At 72.0% G+C, this 15327-nt stretch carries 12 protein-coding genes; all 12 read left to right on the top strand.

Annotation, left to right across the window (positions count from 1 at the left end; all coding sequences use genetic code 11):
- Positions 1 to 282 precede the first annotated feature (282 nt).
- The 12 genes from mshD to pstB all read left to right on the top strand — a co-directional run bounded on the left by mshD (position 283) and on the right by pstB (position 15201).
- Entirely contained in the window at positions 283 to 1209 is a 927-nt protein-coding gene (gene mshD / locus ACFV9W_RS28645) for a mycothiol synthase (RefSeq protein ID WP_385766254.1), read from the top strand.
- A gap of 133 nt (positions 1210 to 1342) precedes the next feature.
- Positions 1343 to 1753 (top strand): GntR family transcriptional regulator, encoded by a 411-nt coding sequence (locus ACFV9W_RS28640; RefSeq protein WP_385766251.1) that lies wholly within the window; start codon positions 1343 to 1345, stop codon positions 1751 to 1753.
- Positions 1750 to 2649, top strand: coding sequence for an ABC transporter ATP-binding protein (locus ACFV9W_RS28635; RefSeq protein WP_385766249.1), 900 nt, complete (start codon positions 1750 to 1752; stop codon positions 2647 to 2649). The genes ACFV9W_RS28640 and ACFV9W_RS28635 overlap by 4 nt, the downstream gene beginning before the upstream one ends.
- Complete coding sequence (locus ACFV9W_RS28630) at positions 2646 to 3644, top strand: hypothetical protein (RefSeq protein ID WP_385766246.1); 999 nt, start codon at positions 2646 to 2648, stop codon at positions 3642 to 3644. Before ACFV9W_RS28635 ends, ACFV9W_RS28630 begins: the two co-directional genes overlap by 4 nt.
- On the top strand, positions 3641 to 4585 hold the full coding sequence (locus ACFV9W_RS28625; RefSeq protein WP_385766243.1) for an ABC transporter permease: 945 nt from the start codon (positions 3641 to 3643) through the stop codon (positions 4583 to 4585). Before ACFV9W_RS28630 ends, ACFV9W_RS28625 begins: the two co-directional genes overlap by 4 nt.
- Before the next feature lie 2307 nt (positions 4586 to 6892).
- The gene (locus ACFV9W_RS28620) at positions 6893 to 9319 is read left to right on the top strand and encodes an RNA degradosome polyphosphate kinase (RefSeq protein ID WP_385766241.1); all 2427 of its coding nucleotides are present in this window, start codon (positions 6893 to 6895) and stop codon (positions 9317 to 9319) included.
- Positions 9300 to 10388, top strand: coding sequence for a CHAD domain-containing protein (locus ACFV9W_RS28615; RefSeq protein WP_385766238.1), 1089 nt, complete (start codon positions 9300 to 9302; stop codon positions 10386 to 10388). The genes ACFV9W_RS28620 and ACFV9W_RS28615 overlap by 20 nt, the downstream gene beginning before the upstream one ends.
- Positions 10385 to 10822, top strand: a complete 438-nt coding sequence (locus ACFV9W_RS28610) for an NUDIX hydrolase (protein WP_385766236.1) — start codon at positions 10385 to 10387, stop codon at positions 10820 to 10822. Before ACFV9W_RS28615 ends, ACFV9W_RS28610 begins: the two co-directional genes overlap by 4 nt.
- 228 nt (positions 10823 to 11050) lie before the next feature.
- Positions 11051 to 12178 carry a phosphate ABC transporter substrate-binding protein PstS gene (pstS, locus tag ACFV9W_RS28605; protein WP_385766234.1) on the top strand — a complete coding sequence of 376 codons (1128 nt, stop codon included), beginning with the start codon at positions 11051 to 11053 and terminating at the stop codon, positions 12176 to 12178.
- Between the two features lie 109 nt (positions 12179 to 12287).
- The gene (gene pstC / locus ACFV9W_RS28600) at positions 12288 to 13298 is read left to right on the top strand and encodes a phosphate ABC transporter permease subunit PstC (protein WP_385766232.1); all 1011 of its coding nucleotides are present in this window, start codon (positions 12288 to 12290) and stop codon (positions 13296 to 13298) included.
- Positions 13295 to 14377, top strand: a complete 1083-nt coding sequence (gene pstA / locus ACFV9W_RS28595; protein ID WP_385766229.1) for a phosphate ABC transporter permease PstA — start codon at positions 13295 to 13297, stop codon at positions 14375 to 14377. Before pstC ends, pstA begins: the two co-directional genes overlap by 4 nt.
- Before the next feature lie 47 nt (positions 14378 to 14424).
- On the top strand, positions 14425 to 15201 hold the full coding sequence (gene pstB / locus ACFV9W_RS28590; RefSeq protein ID WP_385766227.1) for a phosphate ABC transporter ATP-binding protein PstB: 777 nt from the start codon (positions 14425 to 14427) through the stop codon (positions 15199 to 15201).
- Positions 15202 to 15327: the final 126 nt, after the last annotated feature.

The following is a 15327-nucleotide window of genomic DNA, read 5'->3' as shown; positions in this document are numbered from 1 at the left end:
GGATGCCGTGCGATGCGACGCCAGTCCCTGCGACGGACGCCGGTCACTGCGAATGCGGGGGCAGCATATGGTCAACGCGCGTAGCGTGACAGGGGGTTGCGGGTTAAGCCCTGGTAACCACCACCCCTCTTTCAAACCCGTACGGCGAGAGCACGGGTATCCGCATTTCAAGCCCCTGCGGCGATTGAGCAGCGGGGTCCGGGGCGGAGCCCCGAGGCGTCAACCACGGCACCGCGCAACAGGGCCCCGTCCCGGGCGGAGCCCACCCGTACCCTCGTAGCCATGACCACGGACCCCGCCCCCACCACCAGCGCCCCCCGCCGGATCGACACCGTCACCACCCTGTCCGCCGCCCAGGCCACCACCGTGCTCGACCTGCTCACCGAGGCCGCCCGCACCGACGGCCAGCAGGCCGTGTCCGAGCAGGGCCGGCTGCAACTGCGGGGAGGCGAGCGGGAGGGCGTACGGCATCTGCTGCTCAGCGTCGGCGACGAACTGGCCGGCTACGCGCAGCTGGAGGACACCGACCCCGTCGAGGCCCCGGCCGCCGAACTGGTCGTGCACCCGGCACACCGCGGCCACGGTCACGGCCGGGCGCTGGGCAGCGCGCTGCTCGCCGCCTCCGGCAAGCGGCTGCGGGTGTGGGCGCACGGCGGGCACAGCGCGGCACGGCACCTCGCGCAGGTGCTCGGACTGACCCTGTTCCGTGAACTGCGGCAGATGCGGCGCCCGTTGGAGAACCTCGACCTCGCGGAGCCGGTGCTGCCCGCGGGCGTCCGGATCCGTACGTTCGTGCCCGGCCAGGACGACGCGGCGTGGCTCGTGGTGAACGCGGCGGCATTCGCCCACCACCCGGAGCAGGGCTCCCTCACCCAGCGCGACCTGGACGACCGCAAGGCCGAGCCGTGGTTCGACCCGGCGGGCTTCTTCCTGGCCTTCCGGGGCGACGAACTGGTCGGCTTCCACTGGACGAAGGTGCACGCGCAGGAACGGCTCGGCGAGGTGTACGTCGTCGGGGTGGCGCCCGCCGGCCAGGGCGGCGGCCTCGGCAAGGCGCTGACGGCGACGGGCCTGCGCCACCTGGCGGCGGCCGGCCTTCCGACGGCGATGCTCTACGTCGACGCCGACAACAAGGCGGCGGTCAGCGTGTACGAGCGACTGGGTTTCACTACGTACGAGACGGACCTGATGTACCGGACCGAGTCCTGACTTTCCCAGCTCAGCAACACCCCTGACCTGGGATTTTCCTCATCCGGGCGGACACGAGGGGGCGGCGTCGCTTGACGCCGCCCCCTCTCTTGCATCACCCTTTCACTACTTGATTAGTGAAAGGGGGTACACCGTGGCACACGAACCGGTCATCGAATTCCGCATCGACCGCCACACCGGTGTCGCCACCTACCTCCAGATCGTCCACCAGACCGAGCACGCGCTGCGGCTCGGTCTGCTCGAGCCCGGGGACAAGCTGCCCACGGCGCGCGAGGTCGTCGAGGCGACGGCGATCAATCCGAACACCGTGCTGAAGGCATACCGGGAGCTGGAGCGCTCCGGACTCGTCGAGGCCCGCCGCGGGCTCGGCACGTTCGTCCGCGCGACGCTCGGCTCCGGCACCGCCGACTCACCGCTGCGAGCGGAGCTCGACGAGTGGACCGGCCGGGCGAAGGAGGCGGGCCTCGACCGCGAGGACGTCGAGGCCCTGTTCGGCAGCGCCCTGGAGGCGCACTTCGGCACCAGACCCAAGGGGACTTCATGACCACGGCCACGGCCATCGAGGCGAACGGCCTCGTCAAGCGCTACGGAAGGCGCGCTGCGGCGGCCCTGGACGACTGCTCGTTCCGACTGCCCGCGGGCCGGATCAGCGCGCTCGTAGGGCCGAACGGAGCGGGCAAGTCGACGCTGCTGACCATCGCGGCCGGCCTGGCGCGCCCCACCTCGGGAAGCATCTCCGTGCTCGGCGCCGCCCCCGGCACACACCGCGCGAAGGTCTCCCACCTCGCCCAGAGCAAGCCCCTGTACCCCCAGCTGTCCGTCGCCGACACCCTGCGGGTGGGCGCCGCGCTCAACCCCGAGCGCTGGGACGCCGCGTACGCCTCGAAGATCGTCGAACAGGGCGAGCTCGACCCGAAGGCGAAGATCCGTTCGCTCTCCGGCGGCCAGCGCACCCGCGTCGCGCTCGCCCTCGCCCTCGGCAAGCGCCCCGAACTGATGCTGCTCGACGAGCCGATGGCCGACCTCGACCCGCTGGCGCGGCACGAGATGATGGGCACGCTGATGGCGGACGCGGCCGAGCACGGCACGACCGTCCTGATGTCCTCGCACATCGTGACCGAACTGGCCGACGCCTGCGACCACCTGCTGCTGCTCGGCGGCGGCCGGATCCGGCTCGGCGGCGGCATCGACGACCTGATCGGCGCGCACAGCCTGGTCACGGGCCGCGGCGACCTCGCCCCGCACACGGTGGTCGAGTCCCGCGCCTCCGGCCGCGGCGTCACCGCCCTGATCCGCAGGGACGGACCGGTCGGCGAGGGCTGGCAGGTCCAGGAGCCCTCCCTGGAGGAGCTGCTCCTCGCCCACCTCCGCTCCCCCGAAGCCCCGCCCCTGCTCACGCCGGGCACCACGGCCCCGCGCCGGACGGAGGTCACCGCATGAGCACCCCGACCCTCGAAAAGTCCGACGCCGTGCGCCGCACGAAGCCCGGGGCCGACGGCCTGGTGTGGACGGTCCTGCGACTGCACCGCGGCGCGATGTGGGTGTGGATCGGCTACGTCGCGATCAGCCTCGGCCTGCTGCTGTGGCTGTGGGGCCCCGGCTCCTCCCAGGCCCAGGCGGCGTTCGACAAGTTCGGCTACGGAGGGGCGCAGGACCAGGCGTTCCAGGACGCGATCTCCGCGTTCCTCCCCATGGTCGGCACGGGCTTCGACACCCTCTTCTACGACCCGCTCTCCCTGACCCGGATCGCCGCCTGCGTCATCGCCGTCTTCGCGGCGGGCCCGCTGATCGCCCGCGAACTGGAGCAGGGCACAGCCCAGTTGGCGTGGACCCAGGCCGTCTCGCCCGCCCGCTGGCTGGCCGCGAAGCTGGCCGTGCCCGCGCTGCTCGTCACCGTCGGCACGACGCTCGTCGTGATCCTGTACCGCCTGGTGTGGGACGGCCGGAACCATCTGCTGGTCGCCGGCATCGGCCCGCGCGACTTCAACTTCTCCATCGGCCCCGCGACGGTGGCGAACGCCCTGTTCGGCCTGGCCATCGGGGTACTGGCCGCGCTGGTGCTGCGCCGCACGCTGCCGGCGGCGGCCGTCGCCGGGATCGCGACGTACCTGGTGGGCGCGTTCCGAGGCAACTCCTGGCCACTGCAAGGCAGTTACCAGCAGCCCGAGATCCCCGTGCACAGCAAGGCGATCACGTCGACGGGGGCGGAGATCCGCGACCCCGGCTGCATGACCCAGCACTGCCTCGACAAGCACGACATCACCGGCTTCACCCGCAGCTACCTCCCCTCGCCCGACTACTGGCCGCGCCAGCTCGCCGAGACCGGCGTCCTGCTGGGGCTCACCGCGCTGGCCGTCGTCGCCGCGTTCCTCGTGCTGCGCCGGTTCCGGCCGGAGCCGCCGGTCGCCCCGCTCACCAAGGAGTCCGCCGCATGAGCGCCGCCACCACGTTCCCCCTGGGCCTGCCCCGGACCGTCCTGCGACTGCACCGCGTCGCCGCCTGGCTGTGGATCGCCTTCGTCGCCCTGACGAGCGCGCTGCTGCTGTGGCTGTGGGGCCCCGGCACGGCCGGGCTCGACATCACGGGACACTGCGACGCCGCGGTGGCGAACTCCTGCACCGCGAAGGGCGCGACGGCCGACACGTACCACTACGTGCTCACCCTCACCGACATGCTGATCTCGCTGGTGCCGGTGGCGGTATCGGTGTTCGCGGGCGGGCTGCTCATCGGGCGCGAACTGGGCAGGGGCACCGCCCAGTTGGCATGGACCCAGTCCGTCTCCCCCGCCCGCTGGCTGGCCGCCAAGCTGGCCGTGCCCGCGGCCTTCCTGGTCCTCGGCACGACCCTCCTGGTCCTGCTCCGCCGACTCGTCGCCTCGGCGGCCCCCGGCCTCGTCGACAACCGCTGGCACTCCTTGACGGCGACCTTCGACGCACTCGGCCCGACGGCCGTGGCCCTGCCGCTGCTCGGCCTCGCCATCGGCGCGGTGGTCGCGCTCCTGACCCGGCGTACGTTGCCGGGGGCGGCCTACTCCCTGATCGCCACGGTCGTGGTGGTGGGTGCGATCGACGCGGTCCGGGACCGGCTGTGGCCCACGGTCACGGTGACCGGGAACCTGCGCGAGGGCTACCCGTACTTCGCGGGGTCCATGACCTCCGAGGGCGCGCTGACCGGCTCCGGGGCGCGGGTCGCGGACCCGATGTGCGTCGACGACCAGGGCTGCCTGACCTCGAACAACATCACGGGCTTCTACCGGGAGGGCCACCCGCCGTCCCACTTCTGGCCCCTCCAGCTCATGGAAACGTGCCTGGCACTCGCCCTCACCGGCGCGGCGACGGCGACGGCCTTCTACTTGCTGCGGCGCAGGGCGAAGTAGCGGCTCTCTCCGGGGGAGCGGGGTGGGGTGGGTTGGCTTGGGCGGGGGCCCGGTGGGGCGGGGGCCCGGTGGGGCGGGGGCCCGGTGGGGCGGATGCCGGGGGGCGTCTGACGGGAGGCCTGCCGGGAGTCGCTGGGAGTTGCCGGGGGTTGGCGGAACGGCATCGGGCCACTCCGGCCCCCGGACCCTTCCCCGGATCCCGCTCACCTCCCACCCGCCTGCCCCCTCCAGGGGCTCCGGCCCTATGCGCCCCCGGTCCGGGCCTTGCGATCCGCACCGTGGTTGCGCCTGGGGCCTACGCCCCAATCGCCGCCTCCGGCCGCGCTACGGACCGGGGCCGATCCCTCCCAGCCCGACGCCCCCGCCGCCGCGACCGGGCCAGCAGGCCACCGCGCTGCCGCCCTCGGACCCGCTACGGACCGGGACCGATCCCTCCCAGCCCGACGCCCCGCCGCCGCGACCGGGCCAGCAGGCCACCGCGCTGCCGCCCTCGGTCCCCCTACGGACCCGGACCGATCCCTCCCAGCCCGACGCCCCCCGGCTGCCGGACCACCGGGCCACCGCACCACCACGCTGCCGCCCTCGGACCCGCTACGGACCGGGACCGATCCCTCCCAGCCCGGTGTCCCGCTCATCTCCCACCCGCCCGCCCCCTCCGGGGGCTCCGGCCCGATGCAGGCCCGGGTCCGGGTCTTGCGATCCGCTCTGTGGCTGCACCTGGGGCCTACGCCCCAATCGCCGCCTCCGGTCGCGCTACGGACCGGCCCCCCGCTGCCACACCACCGGGGCCAGCAAGCCACCGCACCACCACGCTGCCGCCCTCGGTCCCGCTGCGGACCCGGACCGTCCCCTCCCCCGACGCCCCCCGGCCACCGGGCCACCGGGCCACCGGGCCACCGGGCCACCGGGCCACCGGGCCAGGCTCCGTCGGGAATCTGCGCCCCGCCCCGGTCAACGTCACCCTCGGCCCAGAACCTTGCGGCCCGCACGGCGGCTGAGCCTTGGGGCTGCGCCCCGTTCGTCCTCCGGGCTCGTCCTCAATCGCCGGACGGGCTCGATCCGGGCCGATCCCCCACCCCACCGGCACGCGGTTGTGCCGCCCCTCGGGCAGCCGTCACGCCCCAGCCCCACCCATCGCGGACACCTCACCACTCCGCCCAGCGCGGCGCCGTTCCATCGGGGTGTGCCCTGGAGGAGGCGGGGGAGCCGGGAGTGGCGGTAGAGCCCGGCGCGGCGCCATTTCTCCGCCGATCACGCCGGCGTCTGGCCAGCTCCCACCGCCCGCCCCCTCCGGGGGCCTCGGCCCGTCCGGAGTCCGGCCCGTGGTGGCGCCGCGTACGTGATGCCGGTGTCCCGGGGGCATGGGTACGCGGCGGCGTTGCTCCGCCGGTTGCGGGGGCGCCCCGGCAGGCCCCCCGCTCAGCCCCTACGGGGGTTGCGGCCCGTCCGGGGCGGAGCCGCGCCGGGGCGGTGCCCGGGTCCTCGGCGCACTGGCGCTCCGGCCGCCCGACGACGCCCAGAACACCCGCCACCATCACCACAGACGCCAACCCCCACCCGGCCTCAGAACCCCACCACCGCACCCGCCCCACCACACGCTCCCCGGCCCTCGGACGGGCCGAAGCCCCCGGAGCGGGCGGCGGGTGGGAGATGACCAGACCCCGGCTCCGCCGCAGAACCACGGCACCGCATCCGCCCCACCCACGCGCCAACCCCGGACCCGCCCCGGCCCCCGGACAGGCCCAAGCCCCCGGAGCGGGCGGCGGGTGGGAGGTGACCGGACCCCGGCTCCGCCGCAGCCACGGCACCCCATCCGCCCCACCACACGCGCCAACCCCGGCCCCGCTCCAGCCCCCGGCCGCCCGGCCCCGACACAACCCAGGCCCCCGCCCCGGACGGGCCGACGCCCCCCCCAGAGGGGGCGGGCGGGAGGGAGATGACCGGGCCCCGGCACAGCCGGCCCACGTACCGACAACCGGAACCCCCACCCCGCACACGCCCACCCCGGCCCCGCGCGACAATGACGCCCCGCACCACCCCGTCACCACGCCTCCCTCCACCCACACCACCCCCGGCCCCCGCACCCCGTCTCCCTCCACCCAAGCCCATCCCCGCACACACCCACCCCACCCCGAACCACCGCAACCACACCCCCACCCCACCTCGCCCTGGCCGCTACCCACCACCGCCCCAGAACGCCAACACCACCCCCGCCCACCCGCCAAACCCCCGGCGGGCCGCACGGCCATAGCCCGTACGTCATGTCGCCGTAACCGTCGATTCAGACGGACTTGCGACGCTCACGGAATGCAGCCCCCCGCCCCCGAACCCGCCGAGCCCGCCCGTCGCGGCAGCCTCACGCTCGCACCCGCGCCCGCCGACGCGGTCGACGCGGTCGGCGCGCCCCGGGCGGCGTCCACGCGGAAGAATGGGGCCATGAGTCAGCCGAACGCCGCACAGGACCAGACGACCGACACGGCTCCGGCCCCCTCGGCCGCGCAGCCCCAGCCGTCCGTGGGCTCACTCGCCGCGCACCGGCCGCACCCCGTGGCCGGCGGCGATTTCGACCGGACGGCCGCCAAGCTCGCCGGAATCGTCGCCGACATCGACGCGGATCCCGACGACTACGCGGAGGACTACGCGAACGAGGAGGGCGCGGAGCTCCCGCAGGGCCGCTTCCTGGACCGCGAGCGCAGCTGGCTCGCGTTCAACGAACGCGTCCTGGAGCTCGCCGAGGACCCGAACACGCCCCTCCTGGAGCGCGCGAACTTCCTGGCGATCTTCGCCTCGAACCTGGACGAGTTCTTCATGGTCCGGGTGGCCGGCCTGAAGCGCCGCATCGCGACCGGCGTCGCCACCCGTTCGGCCTCCGGCCTGCAACCCCGTGAAGTGCTGGAACTCATCTGGAACCGGTCCCGCGAGCTCATGGCCCGGCACGCCGCCTGCTACCAGGACGAGGTCGCCCCGTCCCTCGCCGACGAGGGCATCCACGTCGTGCGCTGGAACGAGCTCACGGACAAGGAGCAGGCCCGGCTCTACACGCTGTACATGCAGCAGATCTTCCCGGTGCTCACCCCGCTGGCCGTCGACCCCGCGCACCCGTTCCCGTACATCTCAGGGCTGTCCCTCAACCTCGCGGTCGTCGTCTCGAACCCCGTCTCGGGCCACCGGCACTTCGCCCGGGTGAAGGTTCCGCCGCTGCTCTCCCGCTTCCTTGAGGCCTCGCCGCAGCGCTACGTCCCCATCGAGGACGTCATCGCCGCGCCCCGCCACCTCGGCGAGCTGTTCCCCGGCATGAAGGTCGAGGAGCACCACATGTTCCGGCTGACCCGCAACGAGGACCTCGAAGTGGAGGAGGACGACGCCGAGAACCTGCTCCAGGCCCTGGAGAAGGAGCTGATGCGGCGTCGCTTCGGGCCGCCGGTGCGCCTCGAGGTCGAGGAGACCATCGACTCGGACATACTCAGCCTCCTCGTGAAGGAGCTGAAGATCAGCGAGGCCGAGGTGTACCCGCTGCCGGGCCCCCTGGACCTCACCGGCCTCTTCTCCATCGCGGGCATCGACCGCCCCGAGCTGAAGTACCCCAAGTTCGTGGCCGGCACCCACCGCGACCTCGCCGAGGTGGAATCGGCCTCGGCGCCCGACGTCTTCGCCGCGCTGCGCAGCCACGACGTGCTGCTCCACCACCCGTACGACTCGTTCTCCACCTCCGTACAGGCCTTCCTCGAACAGGCCGCCGCAGACCCGGACGTGCTCGCCATCAAACAGACGCTGTACCGGACCTCGGGCGACTCGCCGATCGTGGACGCGCTGATAGAGGCCGCGGAGGCCGGCAAGCAGGTGCTGGTCCTCGTCGAGATCAAGGCCCGTTTCGACGAGCAGGCGAACATCAAGTGGGCGCGGAAGCTGGAGGAGTCGGGCTGCCATGTCGTCTACGGCCTCGTCGGCCTGAAGACGCACTGCAAGCTGTCGCTCGTCGTACGCCAGGAGGGCGACCAGCTCGTCCGCTACAGCCACGTCGGCACGGGCAACTACCACCCCAAGACCGCACGGCTGTACGAGGACCTGGGCCTGCTGACCGCCAATCAGGAAGTCGGGGCCGACCTCTCCGACCTCTTCAACCGGCTGTCCGGCTACTCGCGGCGCGAGACCTACCGCCGCCTCCTCGTCGCCCCCAAGTCCCTTCGTACGGGCCTGATCACGCGGATCGAGAAGGAGGTCCAGCACCACCGTGCGGGCCGCCCCGCGTACGTCCGCATCAAGGTCAACTCGATGGTCGACGAGGCCGTCATCGACGCGCTCTACCGGGCCTCGCAGGCGGGCGTCCCCGTCGACATCTGGGTGCGCGGCATCTGTGCCGTACGCCCCGGAGTCGCGGGCCTGTCCGAGAACATCCGGGTCCGCTCGGTCCTCGGCCGCTTCCTGGAGCACTCCCGCGTCTTCGCCTTCGGCAACGCGGGCGAGCCGGAGGTCTGGATCGGCAGCGCCGACATGATGCACCGCAATCTCGACCGCCGCATCGAGGCCCTGGTCCGCGTGGAGGACCCGGCCCATCGCGCGGCGCTCAACCGACTGCTCGAAACGGGGATGTCCGACGCCACCGCCTCCTGGCACCTGGGCGCGGACGGCAACTGGACCCGGCACGCGCAGGACGCGGACGGGCGGCCCCTGCGCAACGTACAGGAGATGCTCATAGACGCCCGGAGGCGCCGGCGTGGCACAGCGACACCTTGAGTCCAGCGAGCCGCTGAACAGGAACGACGTCGATGTCCTGGGGTGCTATCTCCGGTCCCGGGCCACCGAGTTCCTGCGCTCGCTGCGGCAGCACCGCGAGAGCGGGGCGGCGGGCGACACCGCGGACGCGGCGCGTGCGCTGCGGCGTGCCGCGCGCCGTATCAGCGGCACGCTGCACACCTTCCGGCCGCTCCTCGACCCGGAGTGGTCCGATGCACTCCGGCCCGAACTGGCGTGGCTGTCAGGAACATTGGCCCGCGAACACGCGTACGCGTCCCGCCTGGACCGGTTGTCTTCCGCCCTGCACGCCTTGTCGACGCCCCCCGCTCCCATGCCTCGGGGCTCTGCCCCGGACCCCGCTGCTCAATCGCCGCAGGGGCTCGATTTTGGCCGCCCTGCGCACGCACGGCGGCCCCCGGCGCCGCGCGCCGATACGACGGCCCCGGCCCCGGCGCCGCGCGCCGAAACACCGGCCCCCGCCCCGGAGCGGCAGCCCGAGCCGCGGGAAACCCTCACCCTCGGCGCCGCCAAGGCATCCGCCCTGCTGGAGCGCCAGCTCACCCTCGCCCGCACGAGGGCCCACAGCACCGCCCTCCAGGCCCTCGGCTCCGCCCGCTTCCACGCGGTCGCGGACAACGTCGCCGTGCTCGCCAGCGACGTCCCCCTCACCAGCGCGGACGCCGAGCTGGAGAAGCTTGCCGCGGAGGCCGAGTCCCGCCTCACCGAGGCCGCCACCGCCCTCCACCACACCAGCCACCCCTACAACGCGGACGCCGACGCCTCCTGGCACCACGTACGCCTGCTGCTGCGCCTGCACCGCTACGCCCGCGAGGTGGTCCCGGGCACCCCCGTCGACGTACGGCTCCTCGACGCGGCGGACGCCCTGAACGCCCACAGGGACGCCGCCGAGGCCGCCGCCGCGGCGGCCCACGCGGCCCGCACCCCGCGCATCGCGCCCACGACCGCGTACGCCCTCGGCGTGCTCCACGCCGACCAGCGCCACGAGGTCGCGGCCGCCAGACTCGCGTTCGGACAGGCATGGCAACGACAGGCGGTGGGAACCCCATGACCGTGCGGCAGGACGACCCCGGAACGGTCCTCGCGGCAGGCTGCGTCCTGTGGCGCAGGCCGGCAACTCCCCACGAAGGCCGGGGAGTCGAGATCTGCGTGGTCCACAGGCCCAAGTACGACGACTGGTCGCATCCCAAGGGCAAGCTGAAGCGCGGCGAGGACGCCTCGGCCGGCGCGGTGCGCGAGGTACGTGAGGAAACCGGCCACGACTGCGCGCTCGGCGCCGTGCTCCCCACGGTCCGCTATCTCGCGAGCGGCCGCCCCAAGCAGGTGAGCTACTGGGCGGCGGAGGCGACCTCCGGGACCTTCGCGGCAAACCGCGAAGTCGACCGCATCGCCTGGCTCTCACCCCCCGAGGCCCGCGCCCGCCTCACCCAGCCCCGGGACCGCGTACTCGTCGACGCCCTCCTCGACGCCCTCCACACCACCTGACGATCACGTTCCGTAGCCGTACCGTGACCTAACCGCACCGCCCGCTTAGGTTCACCCGGCGTTCACTCTTGGCCATTGGCCGCTTCACCTGATCTGCCTAATTTCAGCCTTACGCGGTGAGTCCCCGTAACCCCGGACCGCTCCACCGCTCGACTGAAACCAACCGCAGACATCGCACGCCGCCACAGCGACAGAGAAGGCCGGCGGCTCCCGGAAGGAACATCCAAGGTGAAGCTTCAGCGCAAGAACCGGCTCCGCGCCCTTTCCTTCGGCGCTCTCGCCGTCTCCGGCGCCCTGGCCCTCACGGCGTGCGGCTCCGACGACACCAGCGGGGGCTCGGGCGGCAACAGCGCCTCGGCCAAGGCGGGCAACATCAAGTGCGACGACGCCAAGGGCCAGCTCCTCGGCATCGGCTCGTCCGCGCAGGCCAACGCGATCGACGCCTGGCGTCAGGCCTACGCCCAGGCGTGCTCCGAGGTGCAGCTCAACTACAAGCCCGACGGCTCCGGCGCCGGTGTGACCGCCTTCAACCAGGGCCAGGTCGCCTTCGCCGGCTCCGACTCGGCGCTCAAGCCCGAAGAGGTCGCCGCCTCGAAGAAGGTCTGCAAGGGCGGCCAGGGCATCAACCTGCCGATGGTCGGCGGCCCGATCGCCGTCGCGTTCAACGTCCAGGGCGTCGACAACCTGACCCTGGACGCCAAGACGCTGGCCCAGATCTTCGACTCGAAGATCACCAAGTGGAACGACCCGGCGATCAAGAAGCTGAACCCGGACGCCAAGCTGCCGTCCACCAAGATCCAGGCGTTCCACCGCTCCGACGAGTCCGGCACCACGGACAACTTCACCAAGTACCTGAAGACCGCCGCCCCGAGCGACTGGAAGTACGAGGGCGGCAAGGCCTGGCAGGCCAAGGGCGGCCAGTCCGCGCAGGGCTCCTCCGGCCTCGCCCAGCAGGTGAAGCAGACCGACGGCGCCATCACGTATGTCGAGCTCTCCTACGCCAAGGACGGCGTGAAGACCGTCGACATCGACACCGGTGCCGACCAGCCCGTCAAGGCCACCTCGGAGAACGCCTCGAAGGCGATCGCCGACGCCAAGGTCGTGGGCACCGGCAAGGACCTCGCCCTGGACCTCAACTACAAGACCCAGGCCGCGGGCGCGTACCCGATCACCCTGGTCACGTACGAGATCGTCTGCGACAAGGGCAACAAGGCGGAGAGCCTGGCCGCCACCAAGTCCTTCCTGAACTACACCGCGTCCGAGGACGGCCAGGCCGCCCTCGCCGACCTGGGCTACGCCCCGATCCCCGCCGAAATCAACAAGAAGGTCCGCGAGACCGTCGCGGGCATCAGCTGACCCAGTGTGCGGGCCGCTCCCAGGGAGCGGCCCGCACCGTCCGGTGCACCGCCGCCAGAAGCCCCGCCCCGCCTTCACAGGACCGGGACTTCGCAGACCGGAGAACCCCATGGACATAACCACTCAATCACCGGCGCCCCCACCGGCGCCCGCCGATCGCCCCTCGCCCGCACAGCAGAAGCGCGCCGCCCGCGGCGCCACCCGCCCCGGAGACCGGGTCTTCCTCGGCCTCTCGCGCGGCTCGGGCATCCTGCTGCTGGTGATCATGGCCGCGATCGCGGTCTTCCTGACCTACCGCGCCTCGCTGGTCCTCTCGAAGAACGAGGGCAACTTCCTCACCACCTTCGAGTGGAACGCGACCGCGAGCCCGCCCGTCTTCGGCATCGCCGTCCTCGCCTTCGGCACGGTCGTCACCTCGATCATCGCCATGGTGATCGCCGTGCCCATCGCCGTCGGCATCGCGCTCTTCCTGACGCACTACGCGCCGAAGAAGCTGAGCGGCATCATCGCCTACGTCATCGACCTGCTGGCGGCCGTGCCGTCCATCGTCTACGGCCTGTGGGGCGCGCTCTTCCTCGTGCCGCACATGACCGGTGTCTTCCACTGGCTCGACGACTACTTCGGCTGGACCGGCATCCTCGACTACCAGGGCGGCGCCCCGCGCACCCTGCTCACCGTGGGCATCCTGCTGGCGATCATGATCCTGCCGATCATCACCAACGTCTCCCGTGAGGTCTTCCGGCAGGCGCCCCAGATGCACCAGGAGGCGGCCCTCGCGCTCGGCGCGACCCGCTGGGAGGTCATCCGGATGTCGGTGATCCCCTTCGGCCGCTCCGGCGTCATCTCCGCCTCGATGCTGGGCCTCGGCCGCGCGCTCGGCGAGACGATGGCCGTCGCCACGGTCCTCTCCCCCGACTTCCTGATCCACACCAGCCTGCTCGACCCGGGCGGCGGCACCTTCGCGCAGAACATCGCCGCGAAGTTCTCCGAGGCCAACGACCAGGGCCGCGACGCCCTCATCGCCTCGGGTCTGGTCCTCTTCGTCATCACCCTGCTGGTGAACGGTGCGGCCCGAATGATCATCGCCCGCCGCAAGGAGTACTCGGGGGCCAACGCATGAGCAACGCAACCGTTCCCGTCCAGAAGCCGGACGCGCCGAAGCCGCCGAGCTCGCTGAGCGCCGCGCGCCTGCCCCGCTGGGCCCCCTGGGCCACCGCGATCGGCTCGGTCGCCGCGGGCTGCGCCATCGGCCTCGGCGCGGGCCTCAGCAGCCGCATCCAGTGGGGCCTCATCGCGGCCCTCCTGTTCGTCCTCGCCTCGTACGTCCTCGCCGCCAAGGTCGAGGGCGGCCGACAGGCCAAGGACCGCCTCGCGACCAGCGTGGTGTGGGTCGCCTTCATCCTCGCCGTGGTTCCCCTCGCGTCCCTCGTCTACGAGACGATCGCGCGCGGCATCAAGGTCCTGGACCCGTACTTCCTGTCCCACTCGATGGGCTTCATCACCTCGTACCAGCCGGGCGGCGGCATCTACCACGCCATCCTCGGCACCCTCGAACAGGTCGGCATCGCCACCGTGATCTCGGTGCCGATCGGCATCCTCACGGCGATCTACCTGGTCGAGTACGGGCGCGGGAAGCTCGCGAAGGCGGTCACGTTCTTCGTGGATGTCATGACCGGCATCCCGTCGATCGTCGCCGGCCTGTTCATCCTGTCCTTCTGGATCCTGATCCTCGGCTTCGGCTTCTCCGGCTTCGCCGGCTCGATGGCCCTGTCCATCCTGATGATCCCGGTCGTGGTCCGCTCCACCGAGGAGATGCTCAAGCTCGTCCCGAACGAGCTGCGCGAGGCCTCCCTCGCCCTCGGCGTCCCGAAGTGGCGCACGATCCTCAAGGTCGTCCTGCCGACGTCGATCGGCGGCATCACGACCGGCGTCATGCTGGCCGTCGCCCGTATCGCCGGTGAGACCGCCCCGGTCCTGCTGCTGGTCTTCGGCAACCCGCTGATCAACGGCAACCCGTTCGAAGGCCCGCAGGCCTCGCTGCCGCTGTACATCTACCAGCAGTACGCGAGCAGCGGCGGCAGCCAGGCGGCGTACGACCGCGCCTGGGCCGCGGCCCTGGTGCTCATCGCCTTCATCATGATCCTCAACCTCGCGGCCCGCGGCGTAGCCCGCTGGAAGGCCCCGAAGGCCGGTCGCTGACGCGGCCCACACCAACTCAGCGACGTATCGGAAGTGAAGTAACAGTCATGGCCAAGCGAATCGACGTAAGCGGACTTACCGCCTACTACAGCGCCCACAAGGCGATCGAAGACATCTCGATGACCGTCGAGCCCCGTTCGGTGACGGCCTTCATCGGCCCGTCCGGCTGCGGCAAGTCGACGTTCCTGCGCACCCTCAACCGGATGCACGAGGTCACCCCCGGCGGCCGTGTCGAGGGCAAGGTGCTCCTGGACGACGAGGACCTGTACGGCTCCCACATCGACCCGGTGGCCGTGCGCCGCACGGTCGGCATGGTGTTCCAGCGCCCCAACCCCTTCCCCACGATGTCGATCTTCGACAATGTGGCGGCGGGTCTGAAGCTCAACGGCAAGTACAAGAAGTCGGAGCTCGCCGACGTCGTCGAGAAGTCCCTGAAGGGCGCCAACCTCTGGAACGAGGTCAAGGACCGCCTGAACAAGCCCGGGTCGGGCCTGTCCGGTGGCCAGCAGCAGCGTCTGTGCATCGCCCGCGCCATCGCGGTCGAGCCGGACGTGCTGCTCATGGACGAGCCGTGCTCGGCGCTCGACCCGATCTCCACCCTCGCGATCGAGGACCTGATCGGGGAGCTGAAGGAGCGCTTCACGATCGTCATCGTGACGCACAACATGCAGCAGGCGGCCCGTGTCTCGGACCGCACCGCGTTCTTCAACCTGGCGGCGGTCGGCCAGCCCGGCAAGCTGATCGAGATCGACGAGACGGAGCGCATCTTCTCCAACCCGTCGGTCCAGGCCACGGAGGACTACATCTCGGGCCGCTTCGGCTGACCCGACTCCCCCGACGCCCCGTGGTGCTGCATGGCGGTGCCACCACGGGGACCAGAAAGGGCCCGCCCCGGATGGGGCGGGCCCTTTCATGTGGTGTTTTCCGGGTGGGCATCTTGGGGGCGCGGG

Origin of the sequence: Streptomyces sp. NPDC059897, from assembly GCF_042730865.1 — a bacterium.
Classification (GTDB): domain Bacteria; phylum Actinomycetota; class Actinomycetes; order Streptomycetales; family Streptomycetaceae; genus Streptomyces.
The sequence above is the reverse complement of the archived record's forward strand: the minus strand, read 5'-3'. Positions and strand labels throughout refer to the sequence as shown.